16 protein-coding genes are annotated in these 20,791 nt (G+C 52.0%); 3 read left to right on the plus strand and 13 right to left on the minus strand.

The window, feature by feature from the left end:
• Positions 1-2: 2 nt before the first annotated feature.
• The 6 genes from ABLV78_RS21490 to ABLV78_RS21515 all read right to left on the minus strand — a co-directional run bounded on the left by ABLV78_RS21490 (position 3) and on the right by ABLV78_RS21515 (position 10,464).
• Positions 3-2,606 carry a fimbrial biogenesis usher protein gene (locus tag ABLV78_RS21490; protein WP_165430691.1) on the minus strand — a complete coding sequence of 868 codons (2,604 nt, stop codon included), beginning with the start codon at positions 2,604-2,606 and terminating at the stop codon, positions 3-5.
• Between the two features lie 7 nt (positions 2,607-2,613).
• Complete coding sequence (locus ABLV78_RS21495; protein ID WP_045395831.1) at positions 2,614-3,300, minus strand: fimbria/pilus periplasmic chaperone; 687 nt, start codon at positions 3,298-3,300, stop codon at positions 2,614-2,616.
• 70 nt (positions 3,301-3,370) lie between these two features.
• A complete protein-coding gene (locus tag ABLV78_RS21500) occupies positions 3,371-3,913 on the minus strand; it encodes a fimbrial protein BcfA (protein WP_047043942.1) in 543 nt (180 codons plus the stop codon).
• Between the two features lie 314 nt (positions 3,914-4,227).
• Entirely contained in the window at positions 4,228-4,920 is a 693-nt protein-coding gene (locus ABLV78_RS21505; protein WP_047043940.1) for a winged helix-turn-helix transcriptional regulator, read from the minus strand.
• A gap of 320 nt (positions 4,921-5,240) precedes the next feature.
• Complete coding sequence (locus ABLV78_RS21510) at positions 5,241-8,264, minus strand: hypothetical protein (protein WP_047043938.1); 3,024 nt, start codon at positions 8,262-8,264, stop codon at positions 5,241-5,243.
• An 88-nt stretch (positions 8,265-8,352) separates the two neighbouring features.
• Positions 8,353-10,464: a glycoside hydrolase family 18 protein gene (locus tag ABLV78_RS21515; RefSeq protein ID WP_047043936.1), complete on the minus strand. Its 2,112-nt coding sequence runs from the start codon at positions 10,462-10,464 to the stop codon at positions 8,353-8,355.
• Between the two features lie 390 nt (positions 10,465-10,854).
• Between ABLV78_RS21515 and ABLV78_RS21520 the strand changes: the two genes are divergently transcribed.
• Positions 10,855-11,298: a winged helix-turn-helix domain-containing protein gene (locus ABLV78_RS21520; protein WP_047043934.1), complete on the plus strand. Its 444-nt coding sequence runs from the start codon at positions 10,855-10,857 to the stop codon at positions 11,296-11,298.
• Positions 11,299-11,313: 15 nt separating this feature from the next.
• Entirely contained in the window at positions 11,314-11,847 is a 534-nt protein-coding gene (locus ABLV78_RS21525) for a glycoside hydrolase family 108 protein (RefSeq protein ID WP_047043932.1), read from the plus strand.
• 60 nt (positions 11,848-11,907) lie between these two features.
• On the opposite strand, the gene ABLV78_RS21530 is transcribed toward ABLV78_RS21525, so the two are convergent.
• The 4 genes from ABLV78_RS21530 to dnaK all read right to left on the minus strand — a co-directional run bounded on the left by ABLV78_RS21530 (position 11,908) and on the right by dnaK (position 16,637).
• Positions 11,908-12,252 carry a phage holin family protein gene (locus ABLV78_RS21530; protein WP_047043930.1) on the minus strand — a complete coding sequence of 115 codons (345 nt, stop codon included), beginning with the start codon at positions 12,250-12,252 and terminating at the stop codon, positions 11,908-11,910.
• A gap of 125 nt (positions 12,253-12,377) precedes the next feature.
• Entirely contained in the window at positions 12,378-13,322 is a 945-nt protein-coding gene (locus ABLV78_RS21535; protein WP_047043928.1) for a LysR family transcriptional regulator, read from the minus strand.
• Positions 13,323-13,490: 168 nt separating this feature from the next.
• Positions 13,491-14,633 carry a molecular chaperone DnaJ gene (gene dnaJ / locus ABLV78_RS21540; RefSeq protein WP_020079653.1) on the minus strand — a complete coding sequence of 381 codons (1,143 nt, stop codon included), beginning with the start codon at positions 14,631-14,633 and terminating at the stop codon, positions 13,491-13,493.
• Between the two features lie 87 nt (positions 14,634-14,720).
• Positions 14,721-16,637, minus strand: coding sequence for a molecular chaperone DnaK (gene dnaK, locus ABLV78_RS21545; protein WP_045395850.1), 1,917 nt, complete (start codon positions 16,635-16,637; stop codon positions 14,721-14,723).
• 443 nt (positions 16,638-17,080) lie between these two features.
• Here dnaK and satP point away from each other — a divergent pair, with 443 nt between their 5' ends.
• Complete coding sequence (gene satP, locus ABLV78_RS21550) at positions 17,081-17,647, plus strand: acetate uptake transporter (RefSeq protein WP_045395854.1); 567 nt, start codon at positions 17,081-17,083, stop codon at positions 17,645-17,647.
• Positions 17,648-17,687: 40 nt separating this feature from the next.
• On the opposite strand, the gene ABLV78_RS21555 is transcribed toward satP, so the two are convergent.
• From ABLV78_RS21555 to tal, 3 genes are all read right to left on the minus strand, one after another.
• On the minus strand, positions 17,688-18,992 hold the full coding sequence (locus ABLV78_RS21555) for an MFS transporter (protein WP_045395857.1): 1,305 nt from the start codon (positions 18,990-18,992) through the stop codon (positions 17,688-17,690).
• 113 nt (positions 18,993-19,105) lie between these two features.
• Positions 19,106-19,693 carry a molybdopterin adenylyltransferase gene (gene mog, locus ABLV78_RS21560; RefSeq protein ID WP_045395860.1) on the minus strand — a complete coding sequence of 196 codons (588 nt, stop codon included), beginning with the start codon at positions 19,691-19,693 and terminating at the stop codon, positions 19,106-19,108.
• Positions 19,694-19,803: 110 nt separating this feature from the next.
• Positions 19,804-20,757 (minus strand): transaldolase, encoded by a 954-nt coding sequence (gene tal / locus ABLV78_RS21565; protein ID WP_045395864.1) that lies wholly within the window; start codon positions 20,755-20,757, stop codon positions 19,804-19,806.
• Between the last annotated feature and the right edge of the window lie 34 nt (positions 20,758-20,791).

A 20,791-nucleotide genomic window follows, 5' to 3' on the forward strand; every position in this document is an offset into this window, starting at 1 on the left:
ATTTAGCGACATTCCAGATGCTGACGCGCCAGCGGTTGGCTCACGTCGGGGAGATGATAATGAGTGAGGCATTGTTGGTCAGGCTGCGGCCCCCACTGCGCTTTCAGCGTGCCCTGCGGGCTAAGGCCGGAAAGATACACTTCACCGTCGTCGCCAACGATGCCTTCTTCAGGCGCGCCAGCAATAGTGACCGTGGCGCCGAACGGTAGCGGTTTTCCTTCATGGTTTAGCGTCAACAGCGCGCGCTCGCCGATTCGAGCGGTAAAGTTCGCCAGCACCAGCGCCCCTTGGGTGGGAACGACATTGATCACCGCATCATCAATATCGACATCGTCTTTTAGCGAATTAACGTCCAGCGCCATGCGGTTCTGGCGATAGGTCGTGGCATACGGCACCACCGCATAGCCGCGACCATCGGTGTGGATCCCCGGCTGATCTTCGATATTAACGTTGCCAGCCCCCGGCACGGCGATAAGAACATTGGTATCGCCCAACGGCTGGCTGAGGGTAAGACCATGAGCATGCGCGACCATGCCGCCGCTGAGGCCATAGTTCAGTTGTCGATAATCGCCATGATTGCTGTTGTTGTAGCCGACATTCAGGTTACCCTTCGCGCCATCGTATTCCAGGCTGGCGGAACCGCTGTCGCCAACGCCCTGATTCTGGTAGCCCTGCTGCACGCTGTAGCTCAGATTGTTTTGATCCAACAACGTGCCGCTGATACCGCTATTTTGCGTTACGCCGCCGTGTCCATCGCTACTGGTGGAAAACGTCGCATAAACGTTATGACGACGCTGGGTGATATCGTCGCCGTGGGTAAGCCACTGGCTGAGCGGTAGCGAGATATTAAGCGCCAGAGCCTGGTCGCGTTCCTCCTCGCCGGGCGCGCGGCTGCTGCTATATGACAGGCTCCACGAGACCCCGGCCAGCGTGTCGCTGTAGCCAATTTGCAGTAATTTATTGCTTTCATCGGTGTGCCAATAGCTCTGTTGACTGCCGGTGATGTACAGCGAGCCAAAATGCCCGAACTGCTGAGAGATATTGACCTGCACCTTGCCGCGTTTGGTGTAGTAGAGGTTGTATTCATCGCCGGCATCGCGCTCGCCGTCGTCGTCCTGCTGGCCGTTATAGCCTGACATTCGCTTCCACGCAGTATCATCGAGCGTATAAAAACCAGAGGTCGAGTAGCGATAGCCCAACAGTTGAAAATGGGTGCCCAGGTCGTTCAATGATTTGGCATATAAAAAGCGCAGCGATTGTCCCTGATGTTCGCTCTCATCCGCCAGAGTGCTGTAAGCCTGGGTAAGATCGACGGAAATCGCTCCCCAGTCGCCGAAGTTAGCCCCTGTACCCAGCGCCAGCGCGCGGTAATCGGAGGCAAACTGCGTTCCGCCGTACAGCGTAAAGCCGTGGGGCAACCCCCACATCAGGGTCGCCTGGCCGAAACTCACATCCCGCTTCTGGCTGCTATCGCCGCGATAGGTCGCCGCGGTGGCGGCGTATTTCACCCGCCCCTCGCGTTGCAAAACCGGTACGGCGGCATAAGGGACGCTATAACTGGAAATGCTGCCATCGGACTCCTTGATCTCGACGTTGAGATCGCCGCTGGAGGAGGTCGGATAGAGATCGTCAATAGTGAAGGCGCCAGGCGGTACATAGCGCTGGTCGATGGTGTAGCCATTCTGGCGAATCGTCACCTGGGCATTGCTTTTCGCGATGCCGTGGATAGTCGGCGCGAAGCCTTTCATGCTGTCCGGCAGCATATTGTCATCAGACGCCAGCTGTAGCCCGCGAAACGGCAGGCTATCGAAAACGCCTGCAGGGGTATAGCTGTCGCCTGCCGTCAGTTCGCCTTTTAACTTCGCTACATCACGTTCAACGTAGGTGCTGATGTGCTGCAAGTCGCTTTTATTCTGCTGATTACCGCTGTTGTAGTTCCATGTCGAGTAATCACGTAAACGCCAGGCGCCAAGATTTAAGCCGCTGTTAAGCCCCAGGAAGTAGCTGTCGCTATTGGTGCCGCCAGCGCTACGGTCCCGGCTATTCGCGCCGGTAAACGTATAGTTGAGCAGCAATGCATTGATACCTTCATCCCAGTTTTGCGGCGGAATATAGCCCCGCGCCCGGGTGTTCAGCGCCGCCTGCGGAACGCTGATATTCAGCCGCTGCTGATTAAAGTCAAAAGCGCTGGAGGCGGCAGGGATCGCCGCCGCGAGATCGACGCAGTCCCCCACGCTTGCCTTCGCCAACGGTGGAAACGCGCTGATATTCACGTTCATGCCGTTGAGCATTTCGGGCGTCAGGCAGGCGCGTAGACCTGAGCCATCGGTAGCTTGCGGGTTCGCGCGAAAAGCGATATCGCGCGTCGTCAGCAATGCGCCATTAAGGTAGACATCGACCCGATAAACTCCCGGCGCCTGACCGTTACCCTCAAAATGCGACAGGTCAGCGATTTTCGACGGGTCGTCAGATAAAAAGGCAGGGTTAAAATAGTTTTCCGCCCAGCCGCGCGGCAGCGTACATACGCTTGCCGAGATTAGAGCCAGGCTGATAAGCGCAGGTAGTCTACCCACCGTCAACTGGCGAGCGGCGACATCGAGTTTCAACACAATCTTACTGGCTCAGACAGGTTTGCTGCGGCGTGGTGGCGCCGAAATCGTTAATCGACTGGAAAGTCACCTGCCCTGTTCCGCCGTGCAAGTTTATCTCGCTTTTCGGCGGCACCATCGCATTGGCTAATTTCTGCCCGCCCACATGAATATCAACCAGCGAGACATAATACGGGGAAGGATTGGCGATACTCAGGCGGTCACCGGCACGCTGACAGCGTAACATTCCCGGCGCGTCTACCGAGGCAACAGACAAGTGTTTAGGGCGAATAAACAGTTTAATAACGCTTTGCGTGGCGATTTGCAGTGAATTAGCCGCCAGCTTACTTTTATTAACCGAAGGGATGGCCTTACTGTTGAGATAAAAGACGCTTTCGCGATCTGTCGGCAACGAGGGGCCAACGTACATGATACGCAGCAGATTTTCTTTTCCCGGCTGAATGACGAACAGCGGCGGGGTAACGACAAAATCTGCGCTTCTGCCGCCATCGGCGTTCGCCACCCACGACTGGATTAAAAATACATTATTGCTGGAAGAGTTAATCACCGGCAGAGAAACCTGCTTATCGCCCTGCGGATAAATAACTCGGGTCGAACCCAGCGCTATGCCACCCGCATGGGCCAGTTGAGTCATTCCCAACGCCGCCAGCAGCAAGAACGAAAATAAAATCGGGGTAATTCGCGTACTCATTATTTGATAACCAGGGAGAAGATGAAATGCATCCCTCCGCTGACAACAACGGAGGAGATGCGGATACCAATCAGGAATAGACCATACTGAAGGTCGCGGTTGCCGCAACGTTACCCGCCGTGGCCGCGCCGGTAGCGACATAATCCACGCTCAGCGGCACGGTGTTTTCACCATCAATCAGGGTGATGGTGCCGGAGGTATCGCCGATATTCAGAACCTGCCCATCCGGGCCATATAACTGCAGCGCAACGTTAGTCGCCGCACCCGCGCCAGCGGTATTCGCCAGCGAACCCGCGAGCGTGCTGTCCTGCTGACCATTAAAAATCACCGCCGCATTCTGGCTGACCGTGGTGTCGCAGTCCTCCAGTTTGATTGAGAAATCTTCTTTCTGATTGGCAACCATTCCAGATGCCGTCAGTTTGCTGGTGCGAACCTGGCTCAGGATTACGGTCTGATCGATAGAGTCAGCGGAAACGGAGCATGCGGCATTCACAACCTGCCCCGTAAAATTCACCGTACCGCCGGAGACCGTCGTGGTGTCCGCATTCGCAGCGCAGGTCATACCGCTCGCCGCCATGGCAGTTATTACCATCGCTAAAAGATGTTTTTTCATAAATAACCTTTTAAATACACAAGTCGAAAATAAATTAATAACGAATTTTAGTACCGAGCCCTCTTCACAGAGATCTCATGCTGGTACCGGGCGCAAAAACGTTAAAACTTGTAGCGTACAGAAATACTATATTCAATGAATAGCAAGCCCTGCACTGATTTATAAGCGCTAATAGAGAATAAATTTCTGCCGTTATTTAATTATTATAAATTGGCCAGGGAGTTGCAATCTACAATGACTGTTTTTATAGGACCTTTCTTAACTACATGTTTTTCCAGGAAATAATTTCTTGAATCTGTTATTTAATGCAGTCTTTAGTAGGCCAGAGGCAGTTTCTTAACCCCTAACAAACGTCCGCCATCTATATTGATATAACCGCCCTTGCGCAATTCAGAAAGTAGCTTCATAGTACGACTTCGCGATATTCCGGTTCGTCGTTGAATAAAATTCAGAACATTAATACTCTGGCGATATTCGTCGCTATAGGCGGCAATTTCGATTAATAACGCACGAACCTTGAGATAAGAGTCAACGCCAACCAGTTCCCGATCGCGAACGTTCATCACCATCAAACGATAGGCGAGAAAACGGGCGACATCGTGCCAAAGATTGCACTCATCCGTGACCTTAATGAAATCCGCTAGCGGGACCGCGCGACCACAGCATTCTGTTTCAGCAATCAAAAAATGTTCCGGGCGGGTAGGAACATCGTAGGTGACGCCGTAGCTATCAATCAGCCCTGCAATTGACGGAGCAAAAACCGATAACACATTCAACCCTCTGTCGCTGCGACAAATAGAGAAGATGCCGGACTCCAGCAACACAATGCGGCTGCTCTGCTCGGTATACAGCGAAAATTCTTCACCCGGCTGCACGATGAAAGGCTTACCAAATGGCAGAAGTGCAGAAAATAAGGCATCAATCGCAGCATGAGGTTTAGCCTGCTGAGAGAAAATATATGAGTGCAAGGCATTCTCATTATCATTTTCGAAACCATTTAATTTCATTATATCTTCATTAAATATCCATAATCATATGAGAAATAAAGATATACGCACATTCGTTAGCCTGCAATTAATAATAAATAAATATTAAATATAGTATAAATGTATGATGAAAGCACAAATAATCAATCATTTATCAAATAAGATAATCCTCAAACAAATAACCAACAAAGTTCTCAAAATATCATTAATCATTTTTAACATCAGCCGTTCATGACAAATGAAATTATTTTTTATGATATAACAAGAAAGTGAAAAGGCAGCGATCCAGAATAGTACCTATGCTGAATCACCGCCTTTACGCTACATGGAATAAAGCTCAATTAATTAAAATAGCGCGGGGCCGCGTAGTACTCCGCCATTTTCTCCGCTAACCAACCGCCATCTTCACCGTTGGAATGAATGGTAGTGATACTGACTGTAGAACCGCCGCCCCACAGCACGGCAAAGACGTTATAGTCCTGCAGATTTAACGCCTGCATCTGGCTCCAATCGTATCCGCCATCCCGGCGCAGAAAATCACCTACCGTCGCAACACCATACGTCGTGCTGTTCACCGCGGTATTTAACAACGCCGGAGTAATGGCGTTGATATCGCTGCCAATCCGCGAATCCCCCATGAAGAAAGTCCCGCCGGAAGCAAAATGCGCCGCAGCGATTTTACTGGTCCCCTCAGCCACTGTCGGCATATGGCCGCCCGGGATCTGCCACAACATCGCTGGTTTCTGCAACGCTCTGGCCGTCTCCTTCACCATACCCAGATAGTTAAACCAGCAGGTGGCGTTCCAACCGTAGTGGGCTAAGGCATCCGGGCTGAAGCAGTCGCGTTCGAATTTATCAAATACGATAAAGTCTGGCGCATAGTCGCCGCTGTACACGCCCAATTCATTAATGAATTCAGCAATCGCCGCCCCTTGTTCAATCGGTGCGGCATTGGCGCGCAGCAGCCAATCTGCCGTGCCCGTCGCCCAGACGTTAGTCTGCCAACCAAAAGCGATATCAGGCGCGAACTGGCGAACGATATAGTTAATCGCCTGCACGTAGCCATACAAATCGTTGCTGAAGGTCGGCAGTGCCGGCGCGCTGAAACCAGGAGTCGCAGGGAGCGCGTTAATCGCCGCCGCCAGTTGTACATTCACCTGCACGCTATTGGCTTTCCGCAGCGCGGTATAGCCATAAGGCTCCTGCTGCATAGCGCCCAGGAAGTCCGGATTGAGGACGAAGGTTGCCGGAACCGGATGCTGCTCATCTTTCCAGGATTGCGCCGCCAGACACTGGGTAATGAAGTTACCAAAGTGATTGCGTAAACGTTGTTCATCCTGCAGATCCGATACCGCGCTGCCGCCGCTGGCATTGGCGGTATAGACCACCATTACCGGCATTACCGCGCGGCCCGCTTCGGCTTCGATCTGGCGAACCAGCGGCACCGTTTTGTGGATCGGTAGCGAAGCATAATCCAGGAAACCATCGCCATTGCTGTCCACTTCCGCCGCCGGGATCGGATCGCCGCCGCCATCAAAACCATCATATTTAAACAGCGCGCTGCAAGGCACATTGCGATACAAATCAACCGTCTCTGCCGCATTCACCGTCACACCGCCGTGCGCCAGATAATTCGGCCACCCTTTTACCTGCAGCGGAACGCCCTGGACAAATTCAAGCGCGACACTATTAACGCTTTGCAGTAAACGCAATGGCGAGCTGATGTCGCAACGCCACGGCGTACCGGCAATATACACATCCGCTACCTGTACGCTATATTCCCCGGCGGCCAAACGCAGCGGCAGCTTCTGCTGGCGAGCGTCGCTTTGCAGCACGAAACTATACTGATAGCTGCCACAGCAGAAACGATAACGCTGCGCGGCCGTCCCCTGCGGTAAGCCTAATACCGTCACCGCGACCTCAACAAAGCTGTCGCTCGCAACGGGCGTTTTTTGTAATGCCACGTTAACCTGCGCCGTCGTGTCGACCTTCGGCACAATGGTTGCGGCCTGCGCCGCGGTGGTGAGCAACTGGTTGTTCATCGTCGTCGGCTGCAGACAGATAGCATATTGATGATTGGCCAACAGCCGGGTAACGCGCTGTGGTTGATTCGCCATCAGCGTCAGCGTTCTTTCACACACGCCTGCTTCCGACCATAGCTCAACAACGACTTCCGCGCCCGCCAGATCATCGTCCGCCAGCAGCAGATCGATCGCGGCAAAAATTACCGGCGGTTGATAAGCAATCTGACAGCGCTCAACGGCATTACCTGCAGCAAGCGCCAGCGTATAGCATTCTGTAACGGGCGAAATTCTCATCTCATCGTTACACAGTTCCAGTACCGTAATAACGTAGCTACCGGCGCTCAGATCGCCGATGGTCAGCGTCGCGCCCCACTCTCCGGTAAAGCGCTGCTGGCGGCCATCAGAGTATTGCAGCTCAATTTCCGGCTTCAGCGAGGTGCTCTGCGCCTGCGTCGGGAATTGCAGAATAATTTGTCCCTGGCGTCCAGGGTCGTGAGCCAGCGTCGCCGTCAGGTCACTCAGCACGACGGGCGTTTGCGTGGCCGAAAGATAAAACTCCAGTACCGCCGATTTACCAGCAGCCAACAGATACTCGCCGTCATTATTGATTGTGATGGTATTTTTTTCTGTCGGCCAGCCACCGTCGCTGGCTAGCGTTACCGCCTGGTTACCCATCATGGTGCCGCTAAATGGGCTGTACGGATCGGGATGCGCTGTCGCCGTGAAGCCTAATTTCAACTGATTAATATCGACGGACTGCGAATACTGATTCGTCAGCGTCAGGGCTATGCGTTGATACCAGCTGGCGGCTTTCACCTCCCCGGAAACCAGGGTCAGTCCTGCGCCGGTAATCGCCTCATCGGCGGGCGCTTCAGGTTCAACTTCATCAGCAGAATCATCTGCGGGTATTTCAGGTTCTGGTTCAACTTCATCAGCGGTGTCATCCGCCGGTTCTTCAGGTTCTGGTTGAACCTCATCTGCGCTATCGGAAGCCGCCAGAGTCAGGGTGAAGGTAGATAATTTTACCGGTACCTGGGTGGCCGCCAGGCTAAAGTATAGGGTACCGCTTTCCCCAGCCTGCAGCAGCAGCTCACTGCTGTTGTTTATAATGATTTCATTGAATTCCAGGGTTCCCTGAGCGGTATCACGCAACGTTAGCGAACGATCCCCTTTCAGCGTACCTCCTGTATTTCCCCACGGATCCGGATGCCCGGAGGCGGTAAAGCTAATTGCAGCCTGGTTCAGATCTACCGGGCGGTTACTTTCGTTTGTGAAGGTTAATGTGACTTTCTGATACCAGCTATTCACATCAATCCGGCTATTTTTAATTACAACGGTCATCAACTCGATTCCTCATTCCCTGGTGGAAAAAAGCCCCGGTAAACCGGGGCTTTGTCATGGAGCCCATACCTCGTTAAGCGCAGAAATATTAGTAAGCGCCTAAGTCAGTCCATGCGCCGCTCTGACCGCAGTTCAGGTCAGGCTGGTCGCCCTGGGACCACCATTTCACCTGGTAGTTGTGACCTTTCCAGCTCACGGTTTCGAAGGTACCCCAGCTTGCGCCGTACACGGTGTTGGCATCCCACAGCGCGTGAGGCGTATCCTGGCCTGCCGCATCATCAGAAGAGGAGTCATCTTCAGCCGGTTTGGTGTCTTCGTCAGGAACCGGAATAACGTCGGTTTCATCTTCTTCATCAGCCGGTTTTGGTTCAACCTGGGCAGCAGCCGGAACCGCAGTCAGCACAAAACGCTGCTGAGTGGACGGTTCGTTGTAGCAGTCACGAACGAATAAGGTGAACTGGAACGCCGTTTTCGCGCTGACCTCAGGCACGACGAACTCAATCACTTCCGCCGTTTTATCCGCGACGCTAATTTCAGACGGCACACCCCAGCTAAAGGTCAACTCGTCTTTATCTTCATCGGAAGAACCGGCGCCGGACAACTGAACGGTAGAGCCGCCCACAACCAGCAGCTCAATAGCCGCTTTCGGCGCATGATTGACGTCCGTTTTCTGATCGTCTTCTTCAGATTCATCTTTTTCAACATTGATGCCTTCGAAGTAGAACGGGTCCATATCGATAGTTTCAGACTCAATTTCATAACCCAGACCTTCACGAGCCGCGTTCAGCAACACGCCGTTGTCCTGGTCGATAGTCCAGGTGAACATGCCGCCCAGACCCAGTTTCGCCGCGTATTCGCCTTTCGCTTTGACGCTGCGCGGAGTATCCAGCGACATAAACAGTTTGGATTCCGGGTTGTACAGATAGTCAGCGTCAGCCACCCGATCGGTATAAACGTTGAAGCCATTACGACCCTTCTGGTTTTCCAGATCCAGGTAGTTGTAGATCACGTCATACCATTCATTGGTACCGGACTCGAAAGTACCGGTGGTATCGCCGTTACCTGGGTTATAGGTGCCTTTCAGCGGAGACAGCGACTCCAGCTCAACGTTACGGCCATTACGGGTATAGCCGGCATAACCAATGTTGATATTTTCAGCCGGGAAACCTTCGGACAGCAGATGCTCCACAATAGTGTTTACACCCCAACCGCCCGCTTCCAGCGCATTCAGGTTAGTATGATGGGCAACGGTTTCCGCCCACGGGGTGCCGAAGAAGTCATAGGTCATCAGGTTGATGCCGTACAAGCCCGCTTTCATCAGCGCTTTCACGTTGGAGTAATCAAACGTCTTCACGACCGCGGAGCTGGCGATGGAGATTTTCACATTGCTCAGGTTGGCGGAATCGAGTTGTTTACGCAGTTCGCCAATCAGCAGGGCGTAGTTTTCGCCATCTTCCGGACCGCAAGGGTTACCGGCGCCTTCGGCATTCGGGTATTCCCAGTCGATATCCACTTCGCTGAACATCGGGAACTGTTTGAACAGCTTCACCACGCCTTTGGCGAAGGTTTTACGGGCGGAATCAGACGCTGCGGTTTCATGGAAACCGTTGCTCATGGTCCAGCCGCCGATGCTCATCGACAGTACCAGGTTGTGGCCCTGCTGTTTCGCTTTCGCCTGCAGGTCACGCAGACCTCCGAGCAGGCCTTTGGTGTTCTCCTGGGTTACGGTTTTCGGATCAACGTCCCAGCCGCTGACGCTATGTCCAACGTTGACGTAAGACTGGAAGTCGCCCCACGGGTCGAGGAAGGTCGGTTCGTACTTCACTTTGCCGCACTGCTCTGCCCCTTCGGCCACCACATCGCGATACAGACCATCCACTTTATGGAAGCCGGTTACGCCGACGAAGCCAACGATGATTTTATCGTAAGCAGTCGGGGATATATTGGTCAGGTCGTAGCCGCGACCGCGGTTATCTTTAGAGTCGTCTCCTTGCAGGCGACCATCATACTGAGACCAGTCGGTATAATAGCCAAATACCTTCGGCTTAGTGGTTGCTGCTTTATATTTGTTATAGACCGGCTTTGCGACACGCGCTGAAGTATAGCTATAGTTGCTGACTTCAGTTGCTGGATTAAAACCATCAGCGGCGTTGCTGGTTTCGGTAAGAGTATCGCCTTTAATCAGTTTGCTGGTAGCCATTTTAAATTTCCTTTTAAGTTTAAAAATTATCGCAGTTCGTTCTGCGAGAGCAATAATCCATTGCGCATTAAAAATTAGCTAATCACAAACCATCAGTAATTCATCAACGCCAGATAATTATCGTACTGAGACATCGATGAGGAACATCAGCCAGACATCATCGGGTCTAACAGGCTACCAAACCCACCTGAAGAGTAAAAAACAGACAGCATATTAAGTATGATTTAGGTAGTAATTAACTGTCATTTAACTTACATGAGATTATGTGACAAAGGTCTCCCCAACAAACAACACTACAATAAAACCGATGACAAAAAATGGATTAAGCCATTTCTTGTGCAATATATTCATCGACGACAATCAGGATGTGCAAATCTAAAGGAAGACGTTATGAAAACTTATCTCATCAATAACAACTGCATCTACAACGAACAGAAATATGAACTAAGAACGAGCTCAAATTCGCAAGTTATTCGAATGACAGCAATGCGTTCTAAATGTCTTAGCTTCATTATTGAAAACGCTCATCTGGAGATTATCGAACGGCAGAAAATCGCCAATGAGTTATGGGGTAGCAGAAGTCATTTTGTGAATGATGCCAATCTAACGCAGATACTGTATTTAATCAGACGAGATCTCAAAGCACTCGGTATAAACGATCTTTTCATCACTATCCCGCGCCAGGGGCTGCAGGTAAACAAAGACATCGCCATTGAGAAAGTCGAATCCAGGAAACCGAAAGTCAGAAAGCAGTTTTTCCGTAAAACCCTGGCGGCTCTCACCACCGTCTTTTCCGTCACGCTAGGTACAATGATGTACATGCACATTCATTAATTCAGGGAGAATAAAATGAATCCAATTATTGATGGGATCCTGGGGCTGGAAGGCGGCTATAGCGCCAATCCAAAGGACAAAGGCGGCGAAACTAATTGGGGTATCACCGAAGCAACGGCGCGAGCGCATGGTTATCAGGGAAAGATGAGCGAGCTTTCTCACAATGAGGCCTATACGATTCTGGAGACCGATTACTGGATCAAACCCGGCTTTGAGCAGGTATCGCAACTCTCATGGTCGGTGGCATTTGAGCTGTGCGACGCTGCGGTGAATATTGGTCCTCACCATCCCTGCATGTGGCTACAGCGCTGGCTTAACGTGATGAATCGCGAGCAGCAATACTACCCGGATATAAAAACAGATGGCAACATCGGCCCGCTAACCCTGAATGCGCTGAATGACTATTTGACGCGACGAGGTAAAGAAGGAGAACAGGTGTTAGTCAAAGCGCTGAACTGCAGCCAGGGGGCTTATTACCTGGAGATCGGCGAAAAGCATCGACAAAATGAAGAGTTCATTTACGGCTGGATTAAAAACCGGGTGACATAGTTGACGCGCGCGCATCGGTAATAAAAGACTCAAGGATGAGCCTTTTATTACGTAGTAATACTACTTAAGCTTAGTACCACCAAGCGTATTTTTTACTTTCTCGCCCAGTATTTTTAAAATTGGACCGGCAAAAACGCCGCCTAATCCTGCGGCTAACAGTACCATATTAAAGCTAAATCCTTTTTCGATTGCGAGAGCGCTAAGGAGAAAACTGGTAAAACAAGATATCACCACCTGGGTCAGGCAGTTCATAATTCCCTGATGCGTTTCGCTACTCTCTTCCTTATTTTTACGGAGAAGGAAACTGACGAATCCACCCCAGGCGCCGATAGAAATAATGGTTAGAAGTATTTCTACTTCCAGTAATACAACTTCCGTTGTTTCTAAATGATTAGGTATAGACATAATCGCTCCTGCATCACTAAAGTTAAAAAAGATTCATCAGGAGTGTAAGTGGCGCAATAGGGGAAAGGTAATCAAAGAATATCAAGACTAACCACATCATCTTAATGACGGTAAGATGATGGAACTTACCGTCTGAATGATGACAGCGTATGTAACATGGAAACCGTTTCATTGATCGCTGATATATTTTTGCTATTTTTGTTCCATGAAGCATAAACCTGCACGGACTTGAACATTAACTCTGGTGGCGGTTGGATAAAATTTATATCGTATTTACGCTGATTTTTATAAAATAGCGCCAGCTTTAAAGGCAATAACGCAATCAACGCGGTTCTTTCTACCATGCCAACCAGCCCGGTGATAGAGTCGCTGCAATAGCCCATGGTACGTGAACCGTCATAATAAACATCATCTTTAAATAATCCGTTATCAGTGATGATGGAAGGAGAGGAAATGCCGGGTTGATACATGGCATGGCGGGAAGAGTAGAACTGATGCAAAGAAAGCTGCGATAGTTCGCTGAATAAGTGACTTTTGGCACAAATACAGACGAAATTTCTGAAGCTATCAATCATTTGATTATCGAGCCCGGGCTCAACCAGCGGCTCAGATCCGATCGATAAATCGCATTGCGCCGTCAGTAAAAGCTCTTTAGCTTTATCGCGGCTAATATTGCGGGATGAAAAATGATTGATAACGCCCTGTTCAAAAAGCGCGCTACCGTACAGTTGGGAAAGGTAATAACTTTCAATGAAGTCGCTACCAAGGATCGTAATCCGGGTATCATCATCCTTGTTTTCTGTCAGAAAGGTATTATCGACAAGCAACATGGCCTGGCGAAAACTATGGTGGATCTCAAGCGCTTTCGCCGTTGGCAGTAAACCATCTTTACTTCTGACAAACAGCTCCTGGTGATAGAAGTTTTGTAGTCGTCTTAATGCCAGAGAGACCGCAGCGGGTGTAATGGCCAATTTTTTCGCCGCCTTCGCGGCATTACCTGCCGAAATGACAGCGTCAAGAACCTTGATTAAATTATAATCAAAGCCCTTATTGGCACCTTTCGATCCCATCCACTGTCAGCCTCTTTTATCGAAAAAAGCAATATAGATAATACTCAAAATAAATCAAATCCGGACATGCTAAACAAAGTATAGCGTTTCTATTCAAGGCTAAGGTTAGGGTAGAAAAAAGCCTGAACAGGATGTTCAGGCTTGTGCTAATAAGGTGATTAAACGCAATTAACGCGTTAAATCATCGAAGAATTTTTTCACGCCATCGAAGAAGCTTTTGGAACGCGGGCTGTTTTTCTCCCCCGTCGGGCCACCGAAAGTTTCCTGCAGCTCTTTAAGCAATTGCTTCTGCTTATCGTTAAGACCGACCGGTGTTTCAACCACCACGCGACACAGCAGATCGCCCTGAGCACCGCCGCGAACGGACTTAACGCCCTTGCCGCGCATGCGGAACAGTTTGCCGGTTTGCGTTTCGCCAGGCACTTTCAGGTTAACGCGGCCATCCAGCGTCGGTACTTCAATCTCGCCGCCAAGCGCAGCCATGGTGAAGTTGATCGGTACTTCGCAGTACAGATTATTCCCCTCACGCTCGAAGATCGCGTGCTGTTTGACCTGAACCTGAACGTACAGATCGCCCGCCGGAGCGCCATGCTCGCCGGCTTCGCCTTCGCCAGCCAGACGAATGCGATCGCCGGTATCGACGCCAGCCGGGATTTTCACCGACAAGGTTTTGGTTTTTTCAACGCGACCGTGACCGTGACATTTATTGCACGGATCTTTAATCAGCGTACCGCGTCCCTGACAGTGTGGACAGGTTTGCTGAACGGCAAAAAAGCCCTGACGCATCTGGACCTGACCGGAACCGTGACAGGTTGGACAGGTCTGCGGCTGAGTGCCGGATTTGGCGCCGCTGCCGTGGCAGACATCGCACTCTTCCAACGTTGGAATGCGGATTTCTTTGGTAACGCCGCGGACCGCTTCTTCCAGCGTCAATTCCATGTTGTAACGTAGATCTGCGCCGCGCGCCGCGCGTTGACGGCCACGACCGCCGCCGAAGATATCGCCGAACACGTCGCCAAAGATATCGCTGAAATCCGCGCCGCCGCCGAAGCCGCCGCCGAAACCGCCGCCGCCCATGCCGCCTTGTTCAAACGCGGCGTGGCCGTACTGATCGTAGGCTGCACGCTTCTGGGCATCAGTCAGGACTTCATACGCTTCTTTGATTTCTTTAAATTTGGCTTCGGCCTCTTTGTCACCCTGGTTACGGTCCGGGTGATACTTCATGGCCAGGCGCTTATACGCCTTTTTGATTTCACGCTCTTCCGCTGTTTTGGAAACGCCTAAAATCTCGTAATAATCTTGCTTTGCCATTGGTGTTTTTCAGCCCCTTAACATGCGTGCACGGGCGGAGAGGAAACCTCTTCGCCCGTGCCAGTGTTTTACCCGTTCAAAGGGCGATTATTTTTTGTCTTTCACTTCTTCGAACTCAGCGTCGACAACATCGTCGTCCTTCGCGCTGTTCTCTTGAGCGTCAGCACCGCCAGCCTGCTGCTGTGCATGCTGCTGCTGAGCGATTTCCATCAGCTTCTGGGAAGCCTGGGCCAGCGCCTGCATCTTCGCTTCGATGTCCGCTTTATCTTCACCTTTCAGGGAAGCTTCCAGCGCGGTCAGCGCAGACTCGATTGCAGTTTTGTCATCAGCCGGCAGTTTGTCGCCTGCTTCTTCAACCTGCTTACGGGTGCTGTGCAGCAGATGGTCGCCCTGGTTACGGGTCTGAACCAGCTCTTCGAACTTACGGTCAGATTCAGCGTTAGCTTCCGCTTCGCGAACCATTTTCTGAATTTCTTCTTCATTCAGACCGGAAGAAGCCTTGATGGTGATCTTCTGCTCTTTACCGCTGTTTTTATCTTTCGCGGAAACGTGCAGGATACCGTCAGCATCGATATCGAAGGTTACTTCGATCTGCGGCATACCGCGCGGCGCTGGGTTAATACCATCCAGGTTGAACTGACCCAGAGATTTGTTATCAGAAGCGCGTTTACGCTCACCCTGCAGCACATGGATGGTTACCGCGGACTGGTTGTCTTCCGCAGTAGAGAACACCTGGCTGTGCTTGGTCGGGATAGTGGTGTTTTTGCTGATAAGCGCGGTCATCACGCCGCCCATGGTTTCGATACCCAGCGACAGCGGGGTAACGTCCAGCAGCAGAACGTCTTTAACTTCACCAGTCAGAACACCACCCTGAACCGCTGCGCCGATAGCCACAGCTTCATCCGGGTTAACGTCTTTACGCGGTTCTTTACCAAAGAACTCGGCAACTTTCTTCTGCACCATCGGCATACGAGTCTGACCACCAACGAGGATCACGTCGTTGATATCGGAAACGGACAGACCGGCATCCTGCAGGGCAACTTTCAGCGGCTCGATGGAACGGTTAACCAGATCTTCAACCAGGCTTTCCAGTTTCGCGCGAGTCACTTTAATGTTCATGTGTTTCGGACCGGTCGCGTCTGCGGTGATATACGGCAGGTTAACGTCGGTCTGCTGAGCGGAAGACAGCTCAATTTTCGCTTTTTCTGCAGCTTCTTTCAGACGCTGCATCGCCAGCGGGTCGTTGCGCAGGTCAATGCCCTGCTCTTTCTTAAACTCGTCAACGAGGTAGTTGATCAGACGAGTATCGAAGTCTTCACCACCCAGGTGGGTATCACCATTGGTTGCCAGAACTTCGAAGGTTTTTTCGCCGTCAACTTCGTCGATTTCGATAATAGAAATATCGAAGGTACCACCACCGAGGTCGTATACCGCGATAGTACGGTTGCCGACTTCTTTATCCAGACCGTATGCCAGCGCAGCGGCAGTCGGTTCGTTGATGATACGTTTGACTTCCAGACCCGCGATACGGCCGGCATCTTTGGTTGCCTGACGCTGAGCATCGTTGAAGTACGCAGGTACGGTGATAACAGCTTCAGTTACCGGCTCACCCAGGTAATCTTCAGCGGTTTTCTTCATTTTCTTCAGCACTTCAGCAGAAATCTGCGGCGGCGCGGTTTTGGTGCCTTTCACATCAAGCCATGCGTCGCCATTATCTGCGGCAACGATTTTGTACGGCATGATGGAAACGTCACGCTGAACTTCTTCATCCTGGAAGCGGCGACCAATCAGGCGTTTAATCGCAAACAGGGTGTTTTGCGGGTTTGTCACTGCCTGACGTTTAGCCGGCTGACCAACCAGAGTTTCACCATCCTGGGTATAGGCAATGATAGAAGGCGTGGTGCGATCGCCTTCGGCGTTCTCCAGCACGCGAGCGGTAGTGCCATCCATAATCGCTACACAAGAGTTGGTAGTACCCAGGTCGATACCAATAATTTTACCCATCTAAACGTCTCCACTAAAAATTCGATCAACATGTGGTTGTGAACCTGTAATAAGGGCGAAACGTGCGGTTTCAACTACCCTGACATCATTTTTTTTCAGGTTCTTCACTGCGGTTGACTACAAGATGGGGTCGCGCTGGTTTTCATCAAGGGGCAGGCCAAAAAAAATTTTTATGGCAGAGCGCAGGCGCGAGAGCGAACAACATGCCAGACGGACAAAATAGCCGTCATAATCCATACAAAAAAATAAATAGTAAATAAGAACATATTCACTGGATATCGCACGAGTTCGCCAAAGAGTTCGCCATTATCGCCGCGAAAGGTAAATTGCTGAAAAATACCCCGCCAGATCATAGACAGCCTCTGCGCGCCTCATTATTATGCCGCGCCCCACCGCAAGTGGCGGGGTAATGCTTCCCTTTCTAATCATTATTTTGAGGAATTATGGGCAACACTAAGTTGGCTAATCCGGCACCGCTGGGCCTTATGGGTTTCGGCATGACCACTATTCTGCTTAACCTGGCGAATAGCGGCCTTTTCGCATTCGATGTAGCTATCCTGGCGATGGGCATTTTTTACGGCGGCATTGCGCAAATTTTTGCCGGCCTGCTCGAGTATAAAAAAGGCAACACCTTTGGTTTAACCGCTTTTACGTCCTACGGCTCCTTCTGGTTGACGTTGGTCGCGATCCTCCTGATGCCGAAAATGGGCCTGGCTGATGCGCCGAATCCGCATTTCCTGGGCATGTATCTTGGCCTGTGGGGTATCTTTACGTTGTTCATGTTCTTCGGCACGCTGAAAGCCGCGCGCATGCTGCAGTTCGTGTTCCTGAGCCTGACGGTGCTGTTCGCGCTGCTGGCGATTGGCCACCTGGTTGATAACGAAGGCATTGTTAAAATTGCCGGCTGGATCGGCCTGGTATGCGGCGCGAGCGCTATTTACCTGGCGATGGGTGAAGTGTTGAACGAGCAGTTCGGCCGTACCGTCCTGCCGATTGGCGAGCCACGCTAATGGCCTGCCGCCGCCCACAACGCGGGCGGCGGCGTTAAATTTAACGCTGCAGTTCTCCTTGCGGTAAAACCGCCTGCGCCGTCAACCCCTGACGCAGCCAAATACCCAGACCCAGCCCCATCAGCGACAGCGCCAGTACGTACCAGGCCGGCGCCATCGGCGAAACCCCCATCAGCATCGTGACGGCAATCGGCGTCAGGCCGCCGAAAATGGCGTATGACAAATTGTAGGAAAACGAGATGCCGGTAAAACGCACTTCCGCCGGGAAGGCGCGCACCATTACGTAAGGTACCGCCCCCACCACGCCGACGCACAGCCCAACCGTGCCATACAGCAGGAACAGCCGCTGCGGGCTGGCGCCGGAAAGGTGGTAAAAGGCCCAACTGGCCGCCGCTAACAGCAGGCTACCGACGATAAAAGTGCGGCTGGCGCCGAATCGGTCTGCCGCCAGACCGGCGAGTAAACAGCCAATACACAGCATAATCGTGGCGATGCTATTGGCCTGCAGGGTAATCGCCGGCGCAAAGCCATAATGTTTTTGCAGCCACACCGGCGACATCAGGATCACCACTACCACCCCGGCGGAAAGCAGCCAGGTGAGTAGCATCGAAACGATAACGGCCTTCTGGTGCTTGAGCGCCACCGCCTTCACCGGCAGCTCCTGCGCCAGCGCTTTGCGCTGTTGCATCTCAAGAAATATCGGCGTCTCCTGCAGCCAACGACGCAGGTACATGGCTACCAGACCGAACACGCCACCCAGCAGGAAAGGAATACGCCAGCCGCCGTCGTGGATACCCTGCGGCGTCATGCTGGTGTTGATAAGCGTCGCCACTACCGATCCCAACAGGATCCCAACGGTCAACCCCGCGGTCAGGGTGCCGCAGGCGATACCGATGCGTTTTTCCGGGACATGTTCGGCTACAAAGACCCAGGCACCCGGCACTTCACCGCCAATCGCCGCCCCTTGTAAAATACGCATGAGCAGTAATAGCAGCGGCGCAACGATGCCCATTGAGGCATAGGTCGGCAGCAGGCCGATCGCCAGCGTCGGCAGCGCCATCAGCAGAATACTGAGGGTGAACATTTTTTTGCGACCGACCAGGTCGCCAAAGTGGGCCATGATAATGCCGCCAAGAGGGCGCGCCAGATAACCCGCGGCAAAAATACCGAAGGTCTGTACCTGACGTAGCCATTCCGGGATATCCGCCGGGAAGAATAGTTCGCCGACGACCGCGGCGAAGAAGACAAAAATGATGAAGTCATAAAACTCCAGCGCCCCGCCGAGGGCGGCCAGCGTCAGAGTTTTATAATCTTGTCGATTCAGTGCTCGGGTGTGTTGTGACATAACTGGCGCTTCGTCCGCAGTAATATTACGCAATGTGTAAAGTAAAAAACACTATACCGTAAATAAAACAGCACACCACCGGCGATGCAGGTTATATCAGCAATGCATTAAATTCAGGATAAAGTTTCACGCCGTGCGCTTTTCGGGCGAAAAGCTGCTACAACGCTCGCTTCCGTCTCCACATACGGCCCCTCAAGCAACTGTACACAATAAGGTACACTTGCAAAGACACCATGCACCAGCACGTTACCTTCAGCGTCTTTCACCCCTTCGAGGGTTTCCTGAATGGCTTTCGGCTGGCCTGGCAGGTTGAGGATCAGCGCCTGCTTGCGGATGACGCCAACCTGCCGGGATAGGATAGCCGTCGGCACAAAGTGTAGGCTAACCTGGCGCATTTGCTCACCGAAACCGGGCATCACACGATCGGCAATGGCTAGAGTTGCGTCCGGGGTCACATCACGACGCGCCGGGCCGGTGCCGCCGGTGGTTAACACCAGATGACAGCCCATCTCGTCAACCAACTCACACAGCGTCTGTTCAATGATGGGCTGTTCATCAGGAATCAGGCGAGTCTGCAGTTCAAAGGGCGTTGTCAGCGCACGCGACAGCCACTCTTCCAACGCAGGAATACCTTTGTCCTGGTAAACGCCGCTGGAGGCGCGGTCAGAAATAGAAACTAAGCCGATGCGTAATTTATTCATATTCATTCCGTTCAAATAGTGCAATTAAGCGGAATGATACACGCTGGAGAGAATTACAGACAGGATTCAAAAGAAGTAGCGTGACCGGCAGCCCGGTCACGCTGGGATGATTACAGCAGGTCGCCGATCATTTTTTCCAGTTTTTCCTGGTCGATGGCAAACTTACGGATACCTTCCGCCAGTTTGTCTACCGCCATCGGATCCTGGTTGTGCTGCCACAGGAACTGGGATTCAGTAATGCGTTCCGGACGCGCTTTCACTTCGCCGCTGAACGCCAGTTTACGTTCGATAGCGCCTTCGCTTTCCGCCAGCTCTTTCAGCAGCGCAGGGGCGATGGTCAGACGGTCGCAGCCGGCCAGCTCAAGGATTTCGCCAACGTTACGGAAGCTTGCGCCCATTACCACGGTTTCATAGCCGTGCTGCTTGTAGTACTCGTAGATTTCGCTAACGGAAACCACGCCCGGATCTTCTGCCGGCGCGTACTCTTTCTTATCCGTGTTCGCTTTGTACCAGTCGAGGATACGGCCAACAAACGGAGAAATCAGGAAGACGCCCGCTTCGGCGCAAGCGCGAGCCTGAGCGAAGGAGAACAGCAGGGTCAGGTTACAGTTGATGCCTTCTTTTTCCAGCTGCTCGGCGGCGCGAATACCCTGCCAGGTCGAAGCCAGTTTGATCAGAATGCGATCGTTGCCGATACCGGCATCGTTATACAGTTTGATCAGGCGTTTCGCTTTAGCGATGGAAGCATCGGTGTCGTAGGACAGACGGGCATCAACTTCGGTAGAAATACGGCCCGGGATCAGTTTAAGGATTTCGAGACCGATGTTCACCGCCAGTTTGTCGGAAGCATCGATAATCTGCTGTGCGCGATCGCTGCTCTGGCTGCGAGCCCAGGCAACAGCGTCGTCAATCAGCTTACGGTACTCAGGGATCTGAGCCGCGCCGAGGATCAAAGAAGGGTTGGTGGTGGCATCCTGAGGCTGATACAGCTTCATTGCCGCGATATCTCCGGTGTCAGCTACGACAGTGGTGTACTGACGCAGAGAAGTCAATTTATCCGTCATGATAGTGTTTCTCTTAAACAGCAGTTAAGGGGAT

The sequence above is a fragment of the Klebsiella sp. CN_Kp075 genome, from assembly GCF_040065055.2.
Classification (GTDB): Bacteria; Pseudomonadota; Gammaproteobacteria; order Enterobacterales; family Enterobacteriaceae; genus Klebsiella; species Klebsiella aerogenes.